Source organism: Photobacterium sp. TY1-4 (assembly GCF_025398175.1).
In the GTDB taxonomy this organism is placed as follows: Bacteria; Pseudomonadota; Gammaproteobacteria; order Enterobacterales; family Vibrionaceae; genus Photobacterium.
On sequence record NZ_CP099735.1, the window covers coordinates 652,848 to 676,019 of the forward strand.

20 protein-coding genes are annotated in these 23,172 nt (G+C 52.3%); 9 read left to right on the top strand and 11 right to left on the bottom strand.

What is annotated here, in order from left to right:
• Positions 1 to 61: 61 nt before the first annotated feature.
• From NH461_RS19665 to NH461_RS19675, 3 genes are all read right to left on the bottom strand, one after another.
• Positions 62 to 1,867, bottom strand: coding sequence for an alpha-amylase family protein (locus tag NH461_RS19665; RefSeq protein ID WP_261604288.1), 1,806 nt, complete (start codon positions 1,865 to 1,867; stop codon positions 62 to 64).
• 102 nt (positions 1,868 to 1,969) lie between these two features.
• On the bottom strand, positions 1,970 to 2,887 hold the full coding sequence (locus NH461_RS19670) for a MalM family protein (RefSeq protein WP_261604289.1): 918 nt from the start codon (positions 2,885 to 2,887) through the stop codon (positions 1,970 to 1,972).
• Between the two features lie 136 nt (positions 2,888 to 3,023).
• A complete protein-coding gene (locus NH461_RS19675; protein WP_261604290.1) occupies positions 3,024 to 4,304 on the bottom strand; it encodes a carbohydrate porin in 1,281 nt (426 codons plus the stop codon).
• A 371-nt stretch (positions 4,305 to 4,675) separates the two neighbouring features.
• Between NH461_RS19675 and glgX the strand changes: the two genes are divergently transcribed.
• The gene (gene glgX, locus NH461_RS19680) at positions 4,676 to 6,625 is read left to right on the top strand and encodes a glycogen debranching protein GlgX (RefSeq protein ID WP_261604291.1); all 1,950 of its coding nucleotides are present in this window, start codon (positions 4,676 to 4,678) and stop codon (positions 6,623 to 6,625) included.
• Positions 6,626 to 6,801: 176 nt separating this feature from the next.
• On the opposite strand, the gene NH461_RS19685 is transcribed toward glgX, so the two are convergent.
• Positions 6,802 to 8,442, bottom strand: a complete 1,641-nt coding sequence (locus NH461_RS19685; protein WP_315903266.1) for an alpha-glucosidase — start codon at positions 8,440 to 8,442, stop codon at positions 6,802 to 6,804.
• Between the two features lie 240 nt (positions 8,443 to 8,682).
• On the opposite strand from NH461_RS19685, the gene NH461_RS19690 reads away from it, so the two are divergent.
• Entirely contained in the window at positions 8,683 to 9,585 is a 903-nt protein-coding gene (locus tag NH461_RS19690) for a LysR family transcriptional regulator (protein WP_261604292.1), read from the top strand.
• 145 nt (positions 9,586 to 9,730) lie between these two features.
• Here NH461_RS19690 and glgA read toward each other — a convergent pair whose 3' ends face one another.
• Together glgA and glgC are read right to left on the bottom strand one after the other, a co-directional pair.
• Complete coding sequence (gene glgA / locus NH461_RS19695) at positions 9,731 to 11,269, bottom strand: glycogen synthase GlgA (protein ID WP_261604293.1); 1,539 nt, start codon at positions 11,267 to 11,269, stop codon at positions 9,731 to 9,733.
• A complete protein-coding gene (gene glgC, locus NH461_RS19700; RefSeq protein WP_261604294.1) occupies positions 11,259 to 12,476 on the bottom strand; it encodes a glucose-1-phosphate adenylyltransferase in 1,218 nt (405 codons plus the stop codon). The genes glgA and glgC overlap by 11 nt, the downstream gene beginning before the upstream one ends.
• Before the next feature lie 369 nt (positions 12,477 to 12,845).
• Between glgC and NH461_RS19705 the strand changes: the two genes are divergently transcribed.
• The gene (locus tag NH461_RS19705) at positions 12,846 to 14,228 is read left to right on the top strand and encodes an alpha-amylase family glycosyl hydrolase (protein WP_410000141.1); all 1,383 of its coding nucleotides are present in this window, start codon (positions 12,846 to 12,848) and stop codon (positions 14,226 to 14,228) included.
• Positions 14,229 to 14,266: 38 nt separating this feature from the next.
• Here the strand turns inward: NH461_RS19705 and NH461_RS19710 are convergent, their stop codons facing one another.
• Entirely contained in the window at positions 14,267 to 14,548 is a 282-nt protein-coding gene (locus tag NH461_RS19710) for a PepSY domain-containing protein (protein WP_261604296.1), read from the bottom strand.
• 227 nt (positions 14,549 to 14,775) lie between these two features.
• Between NH461_RS19710 and NH461_RS19715 the strand changes: the two genes are divergently transcribed.
• Together NH461_RS19715 and NH461_RS19720 are read left to right on the top strand one after the other, a co-directional pair.
• A complete protein-coding gene (locus tag NH461_RS19715; protein WP_261604297.1) occupies positions 14,776 to 15,159 on the top strand; it encodes a hypothetical protein in 384 nt (127 codons plus the stop codon).
• 11 nt (positions 15,160 to 15,170) lie between these two features.
• Positions 15,171 to 16,559 (top strand): class II fumarate hydratase, encoded by a 1,389-nt coding sequence (locus tag NH461_RS19720; protein ID WP_261604298.1) that lies wholly within the window; start codon positions 15,171 to 15,173, stop codon positions 16,557 to 16,559.
• Between the two features lie 25 nt (positions 16,560 to 16,584).
• Here the strand turns inward: NH461_RS19720 and NH461_RS19725 are convergent, their stop codons facing one another.
• Positions 16,585 to 17,391, bottom strand: a complete 807-nt coding sequence (locus NH461_RS19725; RefSeq protein WP_261604299.1) for an EAL domain-containing protein — start codon at positions 17,389 to 17,391, stop codon at positions 16,585 to 16,587.
• Between the two features lie 273 nt (positions 17,392 to 17,664).
• On the opposite strand from NH461_RS19725, the gene NH461_RS19730 reads away from it, so the two are divergent.
• From NH461_RS19730 to NH461_RS19740, 3 genes are all read left to right on the top strand, one after another.
• On the top strand, positions 17,665 to 18,369 hold the full coding sequence (locus NH461_RS19730) for an HAD family hydrolase (protein WP_261604300.1): 705 nt from the start codon (positions 17,665 to 17,667) through the stop codon (positions 18,367 to 18,369).
• 238 nt (positions 18,370 to 18,607) lie between these two features.
• Positions 18,608 to 19,150 carry a cytochrome b gene (locus NH461_RS19735; protein ID WP_261604301.1) on the top strand — a complete coding sequence of 181 codons (543 nt, stop codon included), beginning with the start codon at positions 18,608 to 18,610 and terminating at the stop codon, positions 19,148 to 19,150.
• A complete protein-coding gene (locus NH461_RS19740) occupies positions 19,147 to 19,716 on the top strand; it encodes a YceI family protein (RefSeq protein ID WP_261604302.1) in 570 nt (189 codons plus the stop codon). Before NH461_RS19735 ends, NH461_RS19740 begins: the two co-directional genes overlap by 4 nt.
• 44 nt (positions 19,717 to 19,760) lie before the next feature.
• Here NH461_RS19740 and NH461_RS19745 read toward each other — a convergent pair whose 3' ends face one another.
• Positions 19,761 to 20,231, bottom strand: a complete 471-nt coding sequence (locus NH461_RS19745; RefSeq protein ID WP_261604303.1) for a dCMP deaminase family protein — start codon at positions 20,229 to 20,231, stop codon at positions 19,761 to 19,763.
• Between the two features lie 234 nt (positions 20,232 to 20,465).
• Between NH461_RS19745 and NH461_RS19750 the strand changes: the two genes are divergently transcribed.
• Complete coding sequence (locus NH461_RS19750; protein WP_261604304.1) at positions 20,466 to 20,936, top strand: Dps family protein; 471 nt, start codon at positions 20,466 to 20,468, stop codon at positions 20,934 to 20,936.
• A gap of 68 nt (positions 20,937 to 21,004) precedes the next feature.
• On the opposite strand, the gene hemB is transcribed toward NH461_RS19750, so the two are convergent.
• Both hemB and NH461_RS19760 read right to left on the bottom strand, forming a co-directional pair.
• Complete coding sequence (gene hemB / locus NH461_RS19755) at positions 21,005 to 21,994, bottom strand: porphobilinogen synthase (RefSeq protein WP_261604305.1); 990 nt, start codon at positions 21,992 to 21,994, stop codon at positions 21,005 to 21,007.
• A 121-nt stretch (positions 21,995 to 22,115) separates the two neighbouring features.
• Positions 22,116 to 23,018 (bottom strand): LysR family transcriptional regulator, encoded by a 903-nt coding sequence (locus NH461_RS19760; protein WP_261604306.1) that lies wholly within the window; start codon positions 23,016 to 23,018, stop codon positions 22,116 to 22,118.
• Between the last annotated feature and the right edge of the window lie 154 nt (positions 23,019 to 23,172).

A 23,172-nucleotide genomic window follows, 5' to 3' on the forward strand; every position in this document is an offset into this window, starting at 1 on the left:
GCCGCTGCACTCAGGTCAGCGGCTCTCATCATCAACTCCAGGATTAAGGGTACTTTCCGTCTCAGCGACGTTCCAGCAGATAGATTTTCGCACCGAGTGCCGGCATCCGAACCACAATCTCTCCCCGGGTCTGCACAGTCTGAAGCGGTATGCGCTCATCACCGTAGAGCTGTTCGACCAGCGTATACTCGCCATCCGGCAACTGCCAGCTATCAACCAGTGACGGCGGTAGCTGAATCGGCACAGAGCCCAAATCCGTATCAGCGAAGTTTGCCACCATCAACAGCTGCTGCGCGCCGTCATAACGACTGAAGCAGAACAGTGACTCCGGATAAGCAGCATTCGACGCACGGTTCTCACGGTGAATTTCCCGGTACTCGCCCAACATGGCGGAATTGTCCAGGGTGAAGTTCAGCAAACGACTGTAAAAATCACGGAGATCTTTTTCACCATCGCTCAACTGCCCGCCGTCAAAGCGCCCTTCGTTCATCCAACGTTGGTGGCTCGGTACCCCGAAATAATCAAATATTGTCGTGCGGGACTTGAGGCCGAATCCGGCATCTTCGGTCGCCGCTTCCCCCACTTCCTGACCAAAGTACACCATGGTCGGCGAGTTGCTCAGCGTTGCCGACACCAGCATCGCCGGTTTGCCTTTGCGGGCATCTCCGGCAAACGCTTCATGGGCCAGACGCTGTTCATCGTGATTGTCGAGGAAATGCAGCATGTGGTGCTCGATATCCAGCATCTGCTCCTGAACCACCGCGATGGCATCCGTCGAACCATGGCCCTGGAGAACCGCCTTCAGGGTGTCGTACAGATCGACTTTGTCATACAGGTAATCCATTTTGCCGAGATGGATATAATCGCGATACAAATCCGGCTGATACACCTCAGCCAACAAGAAGGCATCCGGATTGGCCTGCTTAATGGCCGAGTTCAGATAGCTCCAGAATTCAACCGGCACCATCTCGGCCATGTCATAGCGAAAACCATCGACGCCCATCGCCAGCCAGTAGAGCGCGATATCCCGAAACTTTTGCCAGGAATCCGGCACAGACTGCGCCTGCCAGAATGCGGCATGGGCTTGCGTACTTTGCCCGGCAAACCCCGGCGGCAGCTCAGCGAAGTCTTTGCTGCCATCCGGACGGATACCATAGTTCACCTTGACCGTTTCATACCAGTCATCAAAAGCCGGTTTGGCCAAGCGGGAGCCATTGCCGGTCCATTTGGCCGGATATTCCTGGTATGGCTGCGCTAGTGCCGGGTGTGCCTCACCGCCCAGCGGCTGATAACCGTTTTCCGGATCCGGTACGACAAACCCTTCATTCGGGATGTAGTAAAAATTATTGTCGCGATGATACGCCAGGCTCGTATCGTCAGATGCACCGAAATCTTCCACCCCTTTCGGGTTGGTGAGCCCCTGGTAGCGACGCGCGACGTGATTGGGCACAATATCGATCACCACTTTCAGCCCATGACGGTGCGTGCGTGCGATCAGCGCCTGGAATTCAGCCAGGCGGTCGGCCGGATCATCCGCTAAATCCGGGTTGACGTTGTAATAGTCTTTCACCGCATACGGCGAACCGGCACGGCCTTTGACCACACTCGGGTGATCGGACTGGATCCCGAACGCACTGTAATCGGCGACCAGCGCATGATGCGGCACACCGGTGTACCACAAATGTGTGACGCCCAGCTCCCGGATCGCTTGCAGTGCCGTGTCGGTAAAATCACTGAATTTTCCGACACCGTTCTCCTCGAGGGTGCCCCAGGGTTTATTGGTACGGTTTTTGTTTCCGAACAACCGAGTAAACACTTGGTAGACTACATATTTATGCTTTGTACTGGCAGCGTTGAGATGACTCATATCCGTATTTCTCAGGCAGGCTAAAAGATGGGAAGAAGATGTCGGAACAGGCAGCGCCAAGCCCTGCCGGTCCCAATCGATAGGAATGTTGCTGTTCGCACGCTATTTTCGCATCAGTTCAATAAAGGTCGCTTCTGCGGTGGTCGATCCGGCGCGTTTCGCCTCTTCCATCAATCTGAGGGCTTTTTGGATATCATTTTTCGCCACGGCCGCCTTGATCTGAGTGTTATAGAAGGCTTCACTTTCTGCCAGCATCGCTGGGCCTGATGTGACCGGTGCCGCAACAGGCTTCACCGTCGGCGCAGCTGTTGGTATCGGCGCAGGCACAGCTGTTGATATCGGTGCAGTTGCTGGTACTGCTGCTGGCTGAGGCAATGGTTGCGTCTCTCCAACACGGTACGCCCGCATGTTCAGCGCCTTCAGATCCAACGTTAAAGAGCCGAACCGTTGATGCTCAATCACCGGGTCAGTCACCATCGGCCGGGCCAGACCGAGCTCTTCGGCGCGAAGACGCTCCGGATGTGGAATGGTGATGGCCTCTTTTCGGTACTCAAGCGGCGAGTACACCACTAGGTACGGCGTGGTTGCCTGATCCATCGTGAATCGGTGCTGATAGCTGCTCAGGCTGAACATCTTCGACGGGGCGACGGTAAATTCATCCAGGGCAATGGTTTTAACCGGCTTGAAATTCGGATCCAGCAGCAAGACCTTCGGCGCAAACACCCCTTCCGATTTCATCCAGCTATTGAGCGTGACTTGCATCCGTTCCACATTGGCCGGTAGAGCAAAGGCGGAAAAATAGCTTTTACCATCTTCAAACTGGCCCACCTGTGAATACGCATCCACCACGAAATCAATCTCATCCCCTTGCATCGGCACCCAGGCAAATTCCCGGAAGGACTCACAACACGGGGCTTGGGCAATCGTCACGGTTTTGTTTTCCTGCGCTGTCGGGGAAGCCGCACAACCCAGTAAACTCGCGACCAGAACCGCAGCCAGCGTGGTTTTTATCATCTTCATTCTTGTTCTCCTGCCCGAAACGACACTTGGGTATCTATGTATGCATTCTCTGGTGATGGCTTTCAGAACGCCAGCAAAAAGGCATAGATACATACTCAAAAAGGCAGCCCGAGGGCTGCCTTGATCCTGAACCGGTTTAGAACCAGATTTCAGTGTGAACGCCCACAACTACGTCGTTGTCGCCGCTCTTGATGCCGATAATATCCGCACTTGCCTGATCATCCGCTTTCACATAGCTCACGTATGGTTTGATTTGCGGACGGCCGAAGTAATCTGCGTTCACGGTGAAGGCAGAAGCCAGTTCCAGGTTGTAGATATCACTTTCTACCGCATCACCCGTACGGTTCCAGTAACCATCTTTCCCTTCTTCATGGCCGTAAGATGCCGTCATTTCCAGGCGCAGGTTATCGTTCACTTTGTACGATGGACGAACTGCAATCAGGTAACGTTTCAAATCTTCTGCACCAAACAACTGGTCCAGAGCACCGATGTAAGTCAGCTCAGAACCCATTTGCAGCTTGTCAGTAATGTTCAGCACACCGTATGAAGTGATGAACAGAGACTGCGCGTCGTCGTTACCGCCGCTCCAGCCACCGAAGTTCACACCACGGTTTTGGGCAATGCCTTCACCGTAAGCAATCGCCGTTTGTGTCCAGCCATCCAGGCCGTAGTAGTCGCGGTTATAGGTAATCGCTGCGCCAATACCGCTATCAGAATCAGACTCCTGGTTTGCCTGAGACATCAGTTTCAGGTCGAAGTCAAAACGACCGCCCAGAGCTTCTACGCCGTAGTAGTAGAAGTCCAGAGACGTCAGCGTGCTACGCTCGTCATTTGGCTCAGCTTTACCTGCATCCGGGTCAGCCGAGACCACTGCGATACCCGCAGTATTCCCGCCAAGTTTGGTCTGGATACCTGCACCCACACCAGAAGACTGTTTCCAGAACTCACCAGATAGCAGACCCGCAGCACGGTTCAGGTAACGCTGACCCGCCCAAATCGAGGTGTCGTCGCCCAGGTACGGCAAACCACCGATTTCAACAAAGGTTTCTTTCACTTCAAACTGGGCTTTGGTGTTTTCTTTCTGGCTGCCAGAAGAAGTGTATGCGTAGGAGTTACCATTACCGAATTCGGAACGAACCACGAAGTCAGACCAAACACCATTTTGATGTTCTGTGTGTTTCTTCACAACGAATTCGACTTGGTTAGTACTTTTACCGTGCGTGCCTGCCGATTTATAATCCGGTTTGCCATATTCGGTATCAATGGTTTCACCCTCGACCATACGATAATTCATCGAGCCGTAACCATGTACTTCCCAACCATCAGAAATAACATCCGTTGCTGATTCCGCTGCAACTTGCCCGGAAGCAAGTGCTGTCAATAATGCCGCTGCTACAGGTACTAACTTGTGTTTCATAGGAATGTCCCTTCTAATTTTTGTATTCGACTGCGGCGAAGCAGTCTTTTCGGGACTCATATTCAGCTTTCAGTCAGGAAGGCGCATCCTCCTGAACCCCGGCGTAGCCAGGAGGAGGAGCAGGGCGTAGGCGCGTAGGCGTAGACATGATTCGTGAGGCGCATCACGAAGATTAGGCGTAAGCCTGTAAGAAAAATACAGAATGAAAAAGAAAATTAAGAGCTATGTCACTTAATTTTAATCAGGATGAAAAAAACAGTTATCGCATCAACATTTAATTTTTTTCAAAAAAAATCATCCCTTGACTGTGGCTATTTTCCCGATTTAATAACAGGTATAAACCGCAAGAAATATAAAAAGAGAAGTCGTAGATGTTCGCTAAATTAGCTCAGCCTTATCCTTTAGGGGCTACATTATGTGATCACGGTTGTAATTTTTCAATTCACTGCCCGGAAAGTAACAACATTCAATTAATTCTTTTCGATGATCAGAATAATAAAACCGTCATTGAATTAGACCATCAGAAAATGGGCATTCGCTATACCTTTGTTCCGGGGATCAAAGCCGGACAGGTGTATGGCTATCAAGTCCAGGAAAAAAACGGCTCGCGCCTGATCCTGGACCCGTACGCCCAGGCGCTCAATCAAGTGCCCCACTACACCGAACCGTTTTCTGCAGAAGCCAGCTGGAAGTTTGCCAAAGCTGTGGTCACCAGTCATGACTTTGACTGGCAAAATACGCCGCACCCGCAAGTGCCGTATGAGGAAACCATTCTGTTTGAAACCCATGTCAGAGGGTTCACCAAACAACACCCCGAGATCGATGCCCACTACCGCGGCACCTACCTCGGCTTGTGCCAGCCGGAAATGATCGCGTTTTTCAAAGCCCAGGGAGTCACCAGCCTGCAATTGCTGCCGGTCACCTCCTGTATGTCCGAACCTCACCTGCTGAAGATGAACAAGGTGAATTTCTGGGGCTATAACACCCTGTGCTTTATGGCACCGGAGCCCCGTTATGCCGTACACGATGCTGTCACCGAGATGAAAACCATGGTGAGAACGCTGCATCAACACGGCATCGAAGTCATCATGGATATTGTGTTCAACCATACTGCCGAGGGGGGCGAAGGCGGGCCGCAGTTTCACTTCAAGTGTCTGGACAAAAGCCATTACCTGCTCAACAGCGGTAAGGATTACGTCAACTTTACCGGTTGCGGCAATACCTTGGATCTCAGCTACCAGCCAAGCCTGAACATCGTACTAGATACCCTGCGCCACTGGGTGACTCACTACCAGATTGACGGTTTCCGGTTCGATCTGGCTGCGACCCTGGGCCGACACCGGGAGCAGTTCGACATCCACAGCGCCTTTTTCAAAGCCATTGCTCAGGATCCGGTACTGCGCCAGGTCAAACTCATCGCCGAGCCGTGGGATGTCGGTCCGAACGGCTATCAACTCGGGCATTTCCCGCGGGGCTGGAATGAGTGTAATGATAAATTCCGCGACACCGTAAAAAGCTACTGGCTCAACGAGCAAAACCAAATCAAAGAGCTGGCGACCCGAATCATGGGCTCCCGCGATCTGTTCAGTGCCGGCTGCTGGCCCGATAAACTGCCGGTAAATTTTATCAGCTACCACGACGGCTTTACCCTGCGTGATCTGGTGTCGTACAACCACAAGCACAATCTGGCCAACGGTGAGAACAACCGCGACGGCCACGGCGACAACCGCTCCAATAACCAGGGCATTGAAGGAGAAACGACCCGTCAGTCGGTGCTGTACCGGCGGGAGCGGCAAAAGCGCAACCTGATGGCTACCCTGCTGTTCAGTTTCGGTATCCCGCATCTTCTGGCGGTGGACAGCCTGTCACACACCCAGGACGGGAATAACAACGCCTATTGCCAGGATAACGCGATCAGCTGGGCAAACTGGCATTTATCCGAAGACAGTGAAAGTTTCCGCGACTGGCTGGCGCAGATGATTGCCGCCCGGAAACAGTGGATGAGCCCGTTCATCCGGGCCTTCAGCGGAGAAGATCGCGGCCACCACCGGATCCACTGGCGGCGCTCCAATGGCCAGCATATGAGTGCCGAAGACTGGCAGGGGCTGGAAGCTTTTGCGCTGTATCTTGGCTTGTATAAACACGGTGAAGAGCTGCTGTATCTGATCAACCATTCCAGTATCCCGACCCGTTACCGGCTACCGGAAGGTGGGAAATGGTCGGTGATCTGCGATACCTCGGACGCTGAGCTGCACTCGCGCCAAATCCAGACCACCTATATGCAAAGTGCCCGATCACTGACCATCCTTCGCCGAGCGTAATGCTCGGCGAGTGACGGCCGTCCCCGGTTTCGAAACACGACCCAAAATAGAAAAAAGCGCCCGACTTATCTTAGATAAGCCGGGCGCTTTCTCTTGATCACGTGCTCAAGTCCGAATTAAACAGCCGGAGCCTTGCAAGACAAGGCCCAAGCCCAATTCGGCTCTCCCGCCATTAATTAAGACAAGAGTAAAGCAAAGGATTCATACGATTGCAGCGTAACCGTCGCTTCCAGCTGCTGGCGCGGCGCATAATTGGCGATCACGCACTCCGCCTGCGCGGTTTGCAGCGCTTGCGGGACGGTCAGGGTCACGGTTTCGCCACTGAAATTACTCAGCACAAATAAGCGGTGTTGTGCATCCTGACGAAGATAAGCCAGTACCTGCGCGTGATCTTCAAAGACCGGCTCAAACGAACCCTGTACAATCACCGGCAGTTGCTTGCGCAGCGCAATCAGCTGCTGATAGTGGAAGAAAATCGAGTCCGGATCAACCAGCGCATCCGCCACATTAATGTCCGGGTAATTCGGGTTGACGGCCAGCCAAGGCGCAGTAGAAGAGAATCCGGCATTTGCCGAGCGGTCCCATTGCATCGGCGTTCGGGCATTATCCCGGCTGTTTTCATGCACAGCTGCCAGCATGGTTTCCGGCGCGACGCCATTCTCCGTCCGCTCCCGATAGAAGTTCAGGGTCTCAATATCCCGGTAATCATCAATACTGTCGAAGGCGACATTGGTCATGCCGATCTCTTCGCCCTGATAGATATACGGCGTGCCTTTCATCAGGTGCAACGTCGTTGCCAGCATCTTGGCCGACTCGACCCGGTATTGGCCCTCATCGCCATACTTGGACACGACCCGTGGCAGATCATGGTTATTCCAGAACAATGAGTTCCAGCCGCCATCGGCCAGCTCAACCTGCCATTTGGTCAGCACCCGCTTGAGCGATGGTAAATCCAGCGGGATCGGTTGCCATTTATCACCGTTTTCCCAGGTCAGGGTAATGTGTTCGAACTGGAACACCATGGAGAACTCTTCGCGGTCCGGGTTACTGTAGAGCTTGGCAATCTCTGGCGTGGCACCCCAGGTTTCACCCACGGTCAGCAGGTCTTTATCACCAAACGTGGCGCGATTCATTTGCTGGATCAGCGGATGCAGTCGCGGACCGTTGCCGGTGATCCCTTTATCGACTTCTTTCCCGATCAAATCAATCACGTCTAAACGGAAACCGCCGATCCCCTGGTCGATCCACCAGTTCATCATGCGATGCACTTCTTCCTGAACCTTCGGGTTTTCCCAATTCAGATCCGGTTGGCGCTTGGAGAATAAATGGAAGTAGTATTCGCCGGTCTGCTCATCAAACTGCCAGGCACTCCCCCCGAAAATCGAACCTTGATCGTCCGGCGCTGAACCGTCTTCCTGCGGCTGACGCCAGATATAGTAATCACGGTACGGGTTATCTTTCGATTTGCGCGCTTCAACAAACCACGGGTGTTCATCCGACGTATGGTTCACCACCAAATCCATGATAATCCGGATGTCCCGTTGCTTGGCTTCGGCCAGCAGTCGCTGCATGTCTGCCATGGTGCCAAACTCAGGTGCAATATCCTGATAATCTGAAATATCGTAACCATTGTCGTCCATCGGTGAGCGGTATACCGGCGAGAGCCACAGGACATTCACCCCCAGGGTTTTCAGGTAGTCCAGTTTGCTGATGATCCCGGGCAAGTCACCCATACCATCCTGGTTTGAGTCACAGAAACTACGGGGATAGATTTGATAAACAACGGCATCATGCCACCATTTCGGCATTGTATTCATCGCGAAAGACTCCGTGAAAGAAAAGGAAAAGCAGATATCTTGAATATCAATATCATAGGATGTTTCAACGCCGGTGAAAAATACCATTCCCTGCCTGTGATATAGAAAAAACCAATATCATGGCGCGATTTACCGATCCAGATCACAAGATTGCCGACACACGGATTTTATTCCAATTCGAGAAATGTGAGACTTATCGCTAATCCCTTTTTCTCTCTTATCCATGTGATGACCCTTGTGATGGACAAGCATTATCAACAGTTTCTCGTTGTTGCCGAATTCGGCAATATCAGCCAGGCGGCCGAGCACCTGGGCCTTAGCCAGCCGACCCTGACCAATACCCTGAAAAAACTGGAGGCTTCATTTGATGTCCCCCTGTTTATCCGAAAATCCAAGGGCGTTGAGCTGACCGAATATGGTTTGAAGTTACAGGAGCAAGCGCTGGATCTGCAGCGTCGTCATCATGCCCTGCTTCATGCCATGGCTGATCTCAAGGCGCGTAAAACCCGCAAACTGAAAATCGGCACCGGAGATGCCTGGTGGGAGCTGTTCGTCAAACGGGCTCTGCAACAATACAGCGCGGCTCACCCGTCCATTTCCGTGCAATTGGAGTTCGGCAACCACCTGAAACTCATGGACCTGTTGGTACACGGCCATATTGATCTGTTTGTTGGCCATGAGATCGTCGGTTTGTCCCGCAAGTGCCCGGTCAGTTTCATCCCCCTGCTGCAAGATGAAGAGGCGCTATTCGTCCACCAGTCTCATCCGCTGCTGGTGAATCAACGCAGCGATACGGGGCTGTATCCGCTGCTCCAGGTAACCCCGGATTCGGACTACTACCGCCAGCTACTGGAAAACCCGCAACCCAAGCAACTGGATTTAGAACGTCAAAAAGCCGCTGATCGAATTGTTTACGCAATTAATAATCTCTCCGCCAGTCTCGACCTGTTGCGCCACACGCGGGCCATCATGCCCTATCCTAAGTGCATGGTGGCGTATTTCGCTCAATCCGACATCGTTCCCCTCCCGCAGCATGTTGCGGGGCAAACCAGTACCGTCGGCCTCTACCAGCTCAACCAGATCCAGGCCGACCATGTCGAAGAGTTCAAACAGCACATTCAGCAGCAGGTGCCGACACCATAGAACACCCAGAAAATCGCGCTGGCATGAAAGCCCACAAAAAACTCAGCAATGACCATAAAAAAGCCTCCGTTTCGGAGGCTTCATGATGAAAGGTGCTTCAGCCGGAATGTAAGATAGCTGATTCCAGTCAGCCGGGTAGATATCGTCAGGCGTGCAGCGATGATGCTTGGCTAGCGATGGCTGCGCTGACGCCCTGCTCCTCCCCCAGATACATTCTGACGTACTGTTCAGCCGATTCGCGCCACTCGAATTTACACGCCATCGCATTTTGTTGCAGGCGTTTAAACTCCTGAGGGCGCTGGCAATACAGCAGCAAACTCCGCTGGAGCTTGATCAGCAAGGCTTCCGGCGTCGGCGCTTCAAAGATAAACCCGGTTGCCACCTGCGGGGTCTGGTCATAATCAATGACGGTATCTTTCAGCCCGCCAACCCCACGCACAATCGGTAAGGTGCCATACGCCAGGCTGTACATCTGGTTCAAACCACAGGGTTCAAACTCCGACGGCATCATAAAGAAATCCGCACCGGCTTCAACACAATGGGCCAAGGCATTATTGTAGGCTTCAATAAAGGCAAACTGCGCCGGATACTGATCGGCGATCGCCCGCAGCGCAGCCGCCAGTGTCGGGTCACCTGTACCAACAATCACCACCTGCACGTCATTGACCAGAAAATCTTCGAGGATCGGCAGCAGGTAGTGGATCCCTTTTTGCTCTGTCAAACGGCAGACCATGCCATAAATAGGGACATCCGCCTCCGGCAAATTGACCTGCTGCTGCAAATCCCGTTTACAGGCTTTCTTGCCGCGGCTCAGGCTCACCTTATTGGCCTTGAAACTTTGCTTGATATAAGGATCCGTTTCCGGATTCCAGTCACTGTAATCGCAACCATTGATGATGCCATACAGATCACCCGCACGCGCGGTAAAGTCGGCGGCCATGCCGTGGGATCCGAGCTCCGTCAGCAGTTCCTGGGCATAATTCGGGCTCACCGCATTCACTTTATCGGCATACGCGACCCCGGCTTTGAGCATGCTGACATGCGCCGGATCCATTTCCAACTGAACATAACGCTGCTGGATCAGCTCCGGGATCAAGCTGTACTGCTCGTAATTAAAGATACCTTTAAAGACGGCGTTGTGGATCGTCATGACGCTTTTCGTCTGAGCAAAGAAGGAAGACTGTGCGTATCGGGTACGCAGCAAAAACGGCACCAACCCGGTATGCCAGTCGTTACAGTGAATGACATCCGGTTGGAAATCGAGTTTTTCACATAGATCCAACGCCGCAGCACTGAAAAAAGTAAACCGCTCACCGTTATCGGCGTAAGCCTGGTTATTTTCCGCATACAATTCGGGACGATCAAAATAAGGCGCATCGACCCCCAACACAGTGACAGGGTCACCATCAGTTTCAAGGTGCAACGTTTTGACCTGGTAACCCACTGGCTGCGGCTGAGAAGTGACACACAGCTCCGTCGCCAGCACCGTTTCTGCCTGCTCACGACCAGCCACTTTCTGATACAGCGGCATCACCACCCGAACATCGTGACCCATGGCCTGTAGCGTGGCAGGCAAAGCCTTGGCAACATCCGCCAGACCACCGGTTTTGACCAATCCTTCGACTTCGGAGGCAACAAATAAGACCTTCAACGGCGTTTGCTTCGATTTGTTCCTAGTAACCAATTTTTGCTCCTTTTGGTATCACGACGACGCCGTCATCAGACACATGATATTTCTTGCGATCTTCTTCCAGATCTTCCCCTATCATGGTGCCCGGCGCGATTTGCACATCTTTGTCGATAATAGCACGGCGTATCGAGCATCCAGCGCCAATTTTCACATCTCCGAGGATCACGGATTCGCTGATCATAGAGCCATGATCGACGTTGGTTCGAAATCCAAGTACAGACTTATAAACCTTGGCGCCGCGAATGTAGCTGCCGGCTGAAATCATACAGTTGTTAATATCAACTTTATGCTCATCGCTGTCCAGTACGGTAGCGGGGGGTAACGGCGGATAGTAGGTGTGCAACTGCCATTGGCGGTTGTAGAGGGAGAAAGGCGCATCTTCAGACAGCAAGTCCATATGTGCCTGCCAGTAAGCGTCTATCGTCCCGACATCGCGCCAGTAACCAGAGCTCTTTTCACCCGGGATACTGTTGGTCGTGAAGTCGTAGACATACACCTTGCCTTGCGGGAACAGTTTCGGAATGATGTCTTTGCCGAAATCATGGCTCGAATGTTCGTTACTTGCATCGGCTTCCAATTCCTGGCACAACACATCCGTTTCGAAGATATAATTGCCCATTGACACCAAGGCATGCCCGGGATCGCCGGGGATCGGCTTCGGATTGGCCGGTTTTTCTTCGAACCCAATCATGCACCCGTGCTCGTCGACTTCGATCACGCCGAAAGCGCTGGCTTGATCCAATGGCATTCTCAGTGCGGAGACGGTCAGCTCTGCCTGATTTTCCAGGTGAAAGTCCAGCATCTGCTTTACATCCATCTTATAGATGTGGTCGCTGCCGAAAATACACACCTGATCCGGCTCTTCCAGCTCGACAAATCTCAGGTTCTGATAAATAGCATCAGCGGTCCCGTCGTACCAGCGTTTGCCCATCCGCATCTGAGCAGGGATCGGGTCAATAAAGCGACCGGTGATCCCGGACACATTCCAACCTTTCTTCAGATGAACATAAAGTGACTGCGACTTGAACTGCGTCAGCACATAGATCTTCATCAGATCCGCATTGAGGAAGTTATTCAGCGCAAAATCAATCAGGCGGTAACTACCACCAAAGGGCACAGCGGGTTTCGAACGGGTTGCAGTAAGCGGCCGTAAGCGAGAACCTTCTCCCCCAGCCAAAATCATTCCCAAAACACCTGCCATGATGTACCTCCTTGTTATAAGCAATTGCGCTCATATATACCATAGTTAAATTCTTTATGAGAATGTTTTTACACTGAAACATGACGCATAAATTACAGGGTTAGAAATTTATTACAGCGTTCACAGATTCAGGTCGGAGGACTATAGTTAATGGTTAAAGTTTATCCGCCCACCCCTTATTGATAGAAAACAAACCTATGCAATACAAATTTAATCTCAGCATTTTTTGACTCAACTGTCTGTAATTTCGGGCTAACTTTCCCTACTCCCCTCACCTCATCCCAGATTGCGCTGCCCTGAGGTGAATACAACGGCAATCCCTGTCAGTAGACTGGCCGCAGTTTTTCAGATGGATATACGAACATGACGATGCAAGATGTGTCCGCTTGCCCAATGCAAGCAACCAACGTCATTCTCCATGCCTTCGATTGGCCCTATCATCGTGTTGCTGCGCACGCCGAGGCGATTGCAGCTGCGGGTTTCAAGGCCGTGTTAGTTTCCCCGCCGATGAAATCGCTCCGGGCTGAACCCGCCACATCGTGGTGGCAGCGCTATCAACCGCAGGACTACCGGGTAATCGATAATCAGCTGGGTAACACCGAAGACTTTCGCCGGATGACCGCCAAACTTCGGTCGCTGAATCTTAAAATTTATGCCGATGTGGTCTTCAACCATATGGCCAATGAGTCCAAAGTTCGCAGTGATCTGCAATATCCGAGCGCAGCGCTCCTCGCGGCATACCAGGCACAACCAGCTCACTCTGAATCCCTGAAACTGTTTGGTGATTTGTCCGAACCACTATTCACGGAACAGGACTTTGTCTCCGCGTTTCCGATCCGTGACTGGACGAACCCATGGCAGGTTCAGCATGGCCGGATCAGTGGCGGGCACGAAGATCCCGGGTTACCGACCCTGCGGTGCAATCAGCATGTCGTCAAAGCACAACAGCAATATTTGCGGGCGCTCAAAGCCATCGGCGTGAGTGGGTTTCGGATTGATGCTGCAAAACATATGACGCTTGAGCATCTCAAGCAGGTTTGGGAACCAGACATTGCTGCGGGTGTTCATATTTTCGGGGAGATCATTACCGACGGCGGTGCGTCGCGGGAGGAGTACGAATTATTTCTGCAGCCCTATCTCGAACAAACCGAGCTCGGGGCATACGACTTTCCGCTATTTCATGCCTTGTTCAAGGTCTTTGAAGAGAACGGCCCGATGTCGGAACTGGTCAACCCTTACTCCGTCGGGCAGGCGCTGGCCTTTGATCGGGCGATCACCTTTGCTGTGACCCACGACATTCCGAACAATGATGTCTTTCTTGATCAGGTAATGAGCGAGCAAAGTGAACGTCTGGCCTATTGCTACCTGCTCGGTCGTGACGGCGGTGTGCCGTTGATTTATGCCGATTTGGACACCAGCGGGATCTGTAACCAGGCCGGTCAGCCAAGGTGGTTCGACAGCTGGCAGGATCCAATGCTCCTGCGCATGATCCGCTTCCATAACCGTTGCCATGCGCTGCCGATGCGATGCCTTGAACACAGCAACACTCATCTGGTCTTCAGCCGGGGAGAAACAGGGGTCGTCGCAATCAACAATGGTCAAGACGAACGGTGCGTCAATTTACCTGCAGGTGAGTACGAGGACTGGCTGACCATGGACGGCGTCACGCTGACGCATGGGCACCAGCCGCAGCTTCGGTTACCGGCACGCACCAGCGCCATGCTCATCCGCGCGCAAACACCGACAGCTTAAATTGAGACGGTGCTAATCAGCCGCCCGTTGCCACATCCCTAGTCGGCTTCGATGTGAATGACTTTTCCGGTGTAGAGGTCCATTTCGATCTCTACCCGTTGTCCGTCTGAATTTCGGGCCTCAACTTCAATTTCATGATCATCACGTTCCACTTTGATTTTTCTGAAATCGTGATAGCCCTGCCCCTGCAAAATTTTCATCGCTTTCGGAACACTCAGCGCCGTCACATCCGTGCTTCCTGATGCCAGAGCCGAAACCGGCAACACCACCATTCCGGTAGCCAGCCATAAACCGACCTTAAGCGCCCTCGTCTTCTTCATGATACGTCCCACCAAACAACCTGAACTTCAGTCATCATACCAAAGCTCTTTGTCGGATATGCAGCGTTTTACTGCGGTGACTGTGAATCAGATCACGTATTGTGTCTGACGAGCTCAGGGGGAGGATCGTATACACTCAACAGTAAGCTCAGTACACTTGCACAGCCCACACTTAAATGATAATAATTATCAATACAATAATCGTACTTTAAGTCTCGGAGCGCTCTATGGATAAACAAGCCCAGCTTTACGCCCAGTTCTTCAAGGCAGAAGAGCGCTTCATCTCGCCGCCAATCATTCCCGGTTTTGAACCGGACATTGTGATTGACTTCGTCCAGTCCGGTCTCAATCTGGCATCATATTACAGCCGCCGGAGCCCGAACTGGAACCCACTGTTGCAAGAGCTCTTTCTGCGTCGGGTCTTCTTCCAGTTAGTCGAGACCATTCGACATACCGGACATTCCAGAATTTTCCGTCGGATCTGTGTTGATCATCTGTATTGCCCGCTACTGGCTCTCAAAAAATGCTACGGCAACTCAGCCCACGGACAGAAGCAGCTGCAGTCGTTGCAACGCGGCCTTTTACAAATCCACTACCACTCTGGACGCTAAGGATAATCAATATGACTTCCCAATATCGCATCGAAAAAGACAGTATGGGCGAAGTGCAGGTCCCTCTGGATGCACTGTATCAAGCTCAGACACAGCGTGCGGTGAATAACTTTCCGATCAGCGGCATTCCAATGCCCAAACAATTCATTCAGGCGCTGGCCTACGTGAAGCAGGCTGCCGCGCGCAGCAATCTGGAGCTCAAATTACTCGATCACGACATCGCCCATGCAATTATTGACAGTTGCCAGGAACTGATCGACGGCCAACATCTGGCGCATTTCCCGATCGACATTTTCCAGACCGGCTCCGGCACCAGCTCCAACATGAATGCCAATGAAGTGATCGCGACCCTGGCTTCCCAAAAATGCGGCCAGCCGGTGAGCCCGAACGATCACGTCAATATGGGGCAAAGCAGTAACGATGTGATCCCGACGACGATCCAGGTCAGCGGCGCACTCGCCTGCCATACGCAATTGTTTCCGGCCATCGATCACCTGATCGCCGCGCTCGACGACAAAACGCTGGCGGTCGGCCAGGTGGTCAAAACCGGACGGACACACCTGATGGACGCCATGCCGGTCACGCTGGGACAAGAGCTGCAAGGCTGGAAATCCCAACTGGAAAAAGCCCGTCACGGGATCAGCCAGGCGCTGGAGAATGTTACGGCACTCGCGCAAGGTGGCACCGCCGTCGGCACCGGCATTAACGCCGAGCCTGAGTTTGCCGCCATTTTTGCCAATAATATCTCGGTATCGACCGAGATCAGCTTTACCTCCAGCGATAACTTCTTCTATAACCTCAGCAGCCAGGACGCGATTGTGGCATTGTCCGGCCAACTAAAAACGGCTGCCGTGGCCATGATGAAGATTTCAAATGATTTGCGCTGGATGAATTCCGGTCCGCTGGCCGGGCTCGGGGAAATTGAACTGGAAGCGTTACAACCGGGCTCTTCGATTATGCCGGGTAAAGTGAATCCGGTGGTGCCGGAAGCCGCTGCCATGGTTGCCGCTCAAGTGATCGGCAACGACACCACTATCACCATTGCCGGTCAATCGGGGAACTTCCAGCTCAATGTGATGCTGCCGGTGATCGCGTATAACCTGATCCAAAGCGTCGAGTTGCTGTCGAATGCTGCCACCCTGCTGGCCGACAAAGCCATCAGCAGCTTCTCGGTCCGGGAAGATAACCTGCAACAGGCGCTAGCGAAGAACCCGATTTTGGTTACTGCCCTCAACCCGGTCATTGGCTATCTCAAGGCGGCGGAAATTGCCAAGAAAGCGTACAAAGAACAGCGTCCGATTCTTGAAGTCGCGGTCGAAGAAACCGATCTGAGCCGCAGCGAGCTCGAGCAGTTGCTGAATCCGGAAAAACTAACCCAAGGCGGGGTTGCCCACGGGTAATCACTCCGACCCTCATTTGCCCCGATCAACCGCACACCGGCGTAAAGTGTCGGGGCAGATAACTGGCCAGTTCCGGGTGGCCGATATAAAACCCCTGCATATAATCGACGCCCAGACGCCGGACCGCGTCAAAATCGCACTCACTCTCCACGCCTTCCACCAGCACCCTGGCATTCAACTCATGGGCCAGCGTCAGGACATCCTGCAACGCCTGGGGCTGCCCGGCCCGATACGCCGCGAGCAGGCTTCGGTCGACTTTAATAATATCCGGATTCACGCAACGGGCCCGGGTTTCACACGACCCATCTACGCCGTAATCGTCAATCGCGATCCGTAAGCCATGTTGTTGCATTGATTTCAGCGAATGCAGCAACAGTTGATCATTGGCGGTATAGTGCTCCAGCAACTCGAAGTAAATGTGTTTGGATGCCACCCCCAAGGCTTCGGCCTCGGTCATAAATGTGCGTTGTAGACATTGCTGACTGGTACGGTCCAGCGCCGCGATAGGGGTCATATTCAGAAATAAAGCGCCCTGGCTGAGAAAATGCGCGTAATTACGCAAATGGATCGTTCTGGCCAAGCGCTCAAGGTTCAGTCGATCACGCAGCGCCAACAGACCAGTACTGAAAAATGGTTCTGTTTTCAACTGTATACCGTTTCGATCGTAAATGCGCAGTAACGCCTCATAGCCGAACAGTGTTCCGTCAGCCGCAACAATGGGTTGAAAAGCGCTTTTGAGCGTATAGTCTTGATACACAGCATGAACACTGCCATCAGCTGATGTCACCAGGCAGCGTGCAAGCGGTCCGCCGAATGTCAGCGCATGGCTCACAGGGTCTTCCTTTGTGCTGTTGTCATCAATGCCCACCTCTCTTCCATTGAGCCGATAAAATATGCCCGCACTATACAGCGGTTCATCCGGTCCATCTGTATCACTAATGAGACATTGTCCCGGATATCGCCAACCATGACTGATAATTCAGACAAAGACAGGGGGTGTTTTGCCTTGAAATCTACATAATTCTGAAAGAGAACTGTCATATTTCTTATCTATGCTCACCCTCCATAGACGAAGAACTGAAAAAAAGACGAAAGGATAAATAGTTTGAATTACACACATCAGGCTATGGAAAAAAAGCCTTACCTGGCTGTATTTGACCTGGACGAAACGCTGATTGCCGCAGACTCTGCCAGCCTCTGGAACGAATTTGTCGTTGAAAAAGGCCTCGCCCCTGAATCGATTCTGGCTGAAGAAAAAGAGCTGATGGCCGCTTACGCCAAGGGCGACCTCGACATGCACACTTACCTGCGCACGACCCTGAAACCAATCGTGGGCATGGATACCCAAACGCTGAACCAGCTGATGACCGAGTTTCTGACCCGGAAAATTGAGCCGGCCCTGTACGACGATGCCCTCTCTCGCATTGAATGGCATAAAAAACGGGGTGATTTTGTGCTGATCATTTCAGCCACCGGAGAGCACCTGGTCAAGCCCATTGCAGCACGTTTAGGTGCCGATGACGCCATTGCGATCAACCTGGAACAGATCAACGGCATCTTCACCGGCAAGACAACCGGCACCCTCAGCTATCAACAAGGAAAGGTGGTGAGAATGAAAGCATGGCTGGCAGAGCAGGATATCGAATTCAAAGGCAGTTACGGCTACAGTGATTCCATCAACGATTTACCAATGCTGGATGCCGTGGACCGCCCGTTTGCCGTCAACCCGGATCCGGCACTGGCGCTACACGCCCAGATGAAAGACTGGACCATTATGGACTGGCGCCACGAAAATAATATTCTGCGCTAAAAAACTATTTTCTGCGCACATTGCGCCACTCACGACTTTCAAAGGCAAGCCACAGCGCTTGCCTTTTTCTTGCCTTACATTTTGTCCCGCATACTTTTTCATCAGTTCGCCAAAAATCCAAATAGTTCATTCAAATAATTCGAAGTAGTTGTTCAACTCATACACCTTATCTTTCCGGAATTTCAAACTAGACTATAACCATTCGGTATTAATACCCTGGATTAGATAGACTTTTATCATGAGAAATACACCCAAAGCCTACGACTGGCTCTCCATCACACTGCACTGGCTCTCCGCCGTCGTAGTCATTGGCCTTTTTGCCGTCGGCTTATGGATGGTGGACCTGAACTATTATTCCGCCTGGTATAAACCCGCCCCTCACTGGCATAAATCTGTCGGCTTGTGTCTGGCGTTCGCCACCGTGCTTCGCCTGGTCTGGAAGCAAATGAAAGGCCATCCGGCAATTGAAGGGGCACGATGGGAAATCATCAGTGCGAAAGTAGCCCATGGGCTGATCTATCTTCTCATGTTCGGTCTGTTTATTTCCGGTTACCTGATTTCGACCGCCGACGGCCGGGCGATTGATGTGTTTGACTGGTTCTCGGTGCCGGGGTTGGGTGAGTTGTTTCCAAACCAGGCTGATATTGCCGGTGAAATTCATGAATACATAGCCTATAGCCTGATTGGACTGGCTGCGCTTCATGCAGCTGCTGCTTTAAAGCATCACTTTATGAATAAAGACAATACCTTGAAGAAAATGTTGGGAGTAAAGGAAAAATGAAAAAACACATGCTAGCTTTGGGATTATTAGCAGCAGTCTCTGTACCTTCAGTTGCTTCAGCAGCAGACTATGTGATTGATACCAAAGGGGCACATGCCTCAATCAACCTGAAAATCAAACACCTGGGCTACAGCTGGATTAAAGGCCGCTTCAACGATTTCGACGGTACCTTCAGCTATGACCCGCAAAATCTGGCGGCATCCCAAGTAAAAGTGAACGTGGATACTGCCAGCTTCGATACCAATCACGCCGAGCGCGACAAGCACGTCCGTAGCGATGATTTCCTCGACGTGAAGAAATACGCCACGGCCACCTTCACCAGTACCAAAGTGACGCCGAAAGGGGACAATGCAATGACCATCGACGGCAACCTGACGCTGCACGGTCAGACCAAACCGATCTCGATTGATGCACAACTGGTCGGCGCCGGGGATGATCCATGGGGCGGCTACCGCGCCGGTTTTACGGGCACCACCCGAATTGAGCTGAAAGACTTCGGCATTCAGGTCATGGGCGACTCCAGCTATGCTGACCTTGAACTGCACGTTGAAGGCGTTCGCCAGTAAACGGAATACCTGAAAAAAAATCCGGCGTTTGCCGGATTTTTTATTTATACACTCTCTGAAGCAGCATCCCGACGGGCGAGATCGTCCAGAGGCAACCAGTCCACGGCAACACCCGCCTGAGCGAACATTTCTTCACTCACTTTAATCTTATCGCCCCAGCGAGACAAAAAGTCCTCGGTCTGCTCCGGGCAATGCACCGTTGAGATCCCGGTCTGGATAATCTTGGCTGCACAGTTCGGGCACGGAAAATGCGTCACCCAAATATCACAACCGGCAAGATCACGCTTGGCAAACAGAATGGCATTCTCTTCTGCGTGCAAGGTTTTCAGCAACTTCATTTCACGATCATCCACATAAGCGCTATCGGAAATACCATGCGGATAACCATTAAAGCCGACAGACACAATGCGGTTTCCCTGTGTGATCACAGCGCCGACCTGAGTAGACGGATCTTTACTCCAGGAACCTACCAGCTCTGCCATTTGAAAAAAGCGCGCAGCCCACTTTGAAATCATGCTCTCTACCTTTCCTGAACAATTCGCACTATTGTGCATAAGTTCATGAGACGGCTCAAGACACGATTCCACAGCAACGCCAGTTACCGCTCAATCAACCCTTAGTAAATCGGTATAACCTATCAAAATAATACATTCAATCGATTATACTTTCCATCCTACCCAGCTTATTCTTAGCCCATAGCCAAGTGACACATCAACGCACATTCTGCTGAACAGAGAAAGGAAACGACCATGGAAAAGAATATGATTGGCCTCGACAAACAACAAACCTCGGTCCTCGCCACAGAATTGAATACATTGTTGGCCGACTACCAATTGCTTTACATGAATGTTCGCGGTTTCCACTGGAACATCAAAGGCCGCAGCTTCTTTGAGCTTCACGCAAAATTTGAAGAGATTTATAACGATCTGGTGATCAAAGTCGATGAAATTGCCGAGCGGATCCTGACCCTGGAATCGCAACCAGTACACGGCTACTCGAAATACCTGGCGCTATCAGCGATCCCGGAAACGCTGGATGTCACCGACGGGGCACAGGCGATTCGCCATATCCTTGAAGCTTACCAGACCCTGCTCATCAAACAGCGTCAGATCCTGAGCGCAGCCAGCGAACTCGGAGATGAGGGGACCGTCTCCCTGCTGAGCGATTACATCAGCCAGCAAGAGAAAGAAACCTGGATGCTCAACGCTTACCTGCAGTAACAGCCCTCGTAACGAGCAGACGATAACACCAAGCCCATCAATTGATGGGCTTAGTTGTCTAGTCTGCGTTATGCCTGCTCGTCCGCCAGCCACTGCGCGACCTGCTTGGTGTAGTAACTCACCACCAGCTGCGCCCCAGCCCGCTTGAACCCGGTCAGCGTTTCAAACACCACCGCCTTTTCATCCAGGGCACCAGCCAGGGCAGCAAATTTAATCGCCGCATACTCACCACCGACCTGATAAGCCGCCAGCGGCAAATGCGTTTCCCGACGCAAATTCGCCAGTACATCCAGGTATGGCGTCCCGGGTTTTACCATCAGAATATCCGCCCCTTCCGCTTCATCCAGCAAGGCTTCCTGCAGCGCCTGACGACCATTGGCGTAATCCATCTGATACCCTTTGCGATCGCCATCCAGCTCGCTATCCACAGCGGCGCGGAACGGCCCGTAAAATGACGAAGCAAACTTCACCGCATGGGCCAGAATCGCCACGTGTTCATATCCCGCCGCATCCAGGCCGGCCCGGATTGCTTTTACCTGACCATCCATCATCGCAGACGGCGCCAGCATATCAGCCCCGGCCTTGGCAGCAGTCACACTCTGCTTCACCAGGTTTTCCAGCGTGGCATCGTTATCGACGCAGTGGTCATACACAATGCCGCAATGGCCATGGGTGGTGTACTCACAAAAACAGATATCCGGGATCACCATCATCTCCGGACATGCCGCCTTGATGGTACGGATCATCCGCGCCAGCAGGCCTTCATCATCCCAGGTGTCACTTCCCGCCTCGTCTTTATGGTGAGAGATCCCGAACGGCATCACATAACGGATCCCTAAGGCGTAGAGCGCCTGGACTTCATCCGCCAACTGATTTTCCGGCAGCCGTACGATGCCCGGCATGGTCGAGATCTCGACCGGGTCGACAATGTTCTCTTCAATGAACAACGGATGGATCAGATCCGATAACTCAAAATCGTGTTCGCGGACCAAAGCTCGCATCGCAGGGGTATGGCGCAGACGGCGCAGGCGTTTCTCAGGTTTTGGCAGTGTGGTCATGGTGATCAATCTCTTTTACTTATTTGTATAACAAACAGTATCACAACTCGTGCGACACGTTGAGAAACATTCACTTACAAGTGGATCTCTTTGGCGCTATCAGCCTGAAAACAGGTCCGGATCACTCGCAGCGCCTCTCAAGCTGCTCATAGCGGGCAACAGCACAATGGACCAGTTTCACCGCTTGCTCCGTCAACTGGCTGGCCGGCGCATTGATATAAGAGACGGTAAATTGCAGCGGACTGGGCTGCCACTCGGCATCCAGCAGGACCAACCGCCCACTGCTCAGCTGATCACAAATCACCTCTTTCGGCAGCGACGCAATGCCCACGGCGTTTTCCACCAGGCGGACACTGGCTGACAACGAGCTGGCAGAATAAAAGCGGACCGCCATCTCCTGCTGTTTAAAATAACGGGCAATCTCATGATAAGGCGCAGTATTACGGGCATAGGTGATCAACGGCCATTGGACAAAATCCGCCATCGTCGCGTTTTGCCTGCCAAGCAGCTCGGGGCTGGCCACCCAATACAAGGGGTAACCGCAAATCATCTGATTCACCACCACCGGCTCGGCAACCGGCCCGAGCATCAGCGCGATATCGATATTTCGTGCAAGCAACTCTTTGCTCAGATTGACGGTCGCATCGACAATGAGCTCTACCTCAACCTCCGGCAGTTGCTGGTGGATCAACTTTAAAAAATCCGGCAACCAGGTATGGACCAACGTCTCTGATACCCCGATCCGTAACATGCCGGATAAAGCGGTTGCCGCATCGGCCTTCAATTGCAGTTGCTCGGTATTTCTCAGGATGTTCTCGGCCAGGGGTAACAACTCCCGGCCTTTAGCCGTCAAAGACACCACCCCGCCTTCACGGTGAAACAAAGTCGTGTTGAGACTTTGCTCCAGATTCGCGATCCGCGTGGAGATTGCCGGTTGCGTGGTACACAACTGCGCCGCAGCCTGACGAAAACTGCCCAAATTTGCAATCCATACAAAGGTTTCCAGCTGTTTGAGATTCAGCATAACCTCACCTCCTGTGTCGAAATATCGCGTCACTTTTCCCCGTAGACAGCACACATCCTACTGCCTGATAAATTTTTTTTATCAGATCACCCAAAAAATCACAAATAGACATTATCTCAGGAAGCCGTATCTTTACCAAGTATTTACACAATAG

Bases quoted from the DNA above. Each gene is read 5' to 3' on its own strand.
- NH461_RS19715 (WP_261604297.1), top strand. From the start codon at position 14,776: ATGGATAAACAAGCCCAGCTTTACGCCCAGTTCTTCAAGGCAGAAGAG.
- glgC (WP_261604294.1), bottom strand. From the start codon at position 12,476: ATGGCAGGTGTTTTGGGAATGATTTTGGCTGGGGGAGAAGGTTCTCGC.
- NH461_RS19690 (WP_261604292.1), top strand. From the start codon at position 8,683: ATGGACAAGCATTATCAACAGTTTCTCGTTGTTGCCGAATTCGGCAAT.
- NH461_RS19710 (WP_261604296.1), bottom strand. From the start codon at position 14,548: ATGAAGAAGACGAGGGCGCTTAAGGTCGGTTTATGGCTGGCTACCGGA.
- NH461_RS19665 (WP_261604288.1), bottom strand. From the start codon at position 1,867: ATGAGTCATCTCAACGCTGCCAGTACAAAGCATAAATATGTAGTCTAC.
- hemB (WP_261604305.1), bottom strand. From the start codon at position 21,994: ATGACCACACTGCCAAAACCTGAGAAACGCCTGCGCCGTCTGCGCCAT.
- NH461_RS19735 (WP_261604301.1), top strand. From the start codon at position 18,608: ATGAGAAATACACCCAAAGCCTACGACTGGCTCTCCATCACACTGCAC.
- NH461_RS19675 (WP_261604290.1), bottom strand. From the start codon at position 4,304: ATGAAACACAAGTTAGTACCTGTAGCAGCGGCATTATTGACAGCACTT.
- NH461_RS19670 (WP_261604289.1), bottom strand. From the start codon at position 2,887: ATGAAGATGATAAAAACCACGCTGGCTGCGGTTCTGGTCGCGAGTTTA.
- NH461_RS19750 (WP_261604304.1), top strand. From the start codon at position 20,466: ATGGAAAAGAATATGATTGGCCTCGACAAACAACAAACCTCGGTCCTC.
- NH461_RS19685 (WP_315903266.1), bottom strand. From the start codon at position 8,442: ATGAATACAATGCCGAAATGGTGGCATGATGCCGTTGTTTATCAAATC.
- NH461_RS19740 (WP_261604302.1), top strand. From the start codon at position 19,147: ATGAAAAAACACATGCTAGCTTTGGGATTATTAGCAGCAGTCTCTGTA.
- NH461_RS19745 (WP_261604303.1), bottom strand. From the start codon at position 20,231: ATGATTTCAAAGTGGGCTGCGCGCTTTTTTCAAATGGCAGAGCTGGTA.
- NH461_RS19705 (WP_410000141.1), top strand. From the start codon at position 12,846: ATGCAAGATGTGTCCGCTTGCCCAATGCAAGCAACCAACGTCATTCTC.
- NH461_RS19720 (WP_261604298.1), top strand. From the start codon at position 15,171: ATGACTTCCCAATATCGCATCGAAAAAGACAGTATGGGCGAAGTGCAG.
- glgX (WP_261604291.1), top strand. From the start codon at position 4,676: ATGTTCGCTAAATTAGCTCAGCCTTATCCTTTAGGGGCTACATTATGT.
- NH461_RS19760 (WP_261604306.1), bottom strand. From the start codon at position 23,018: ATGCTGAATCTCAAACAGCTGGAAACCTTTGTATGGATTGCAAATTTG.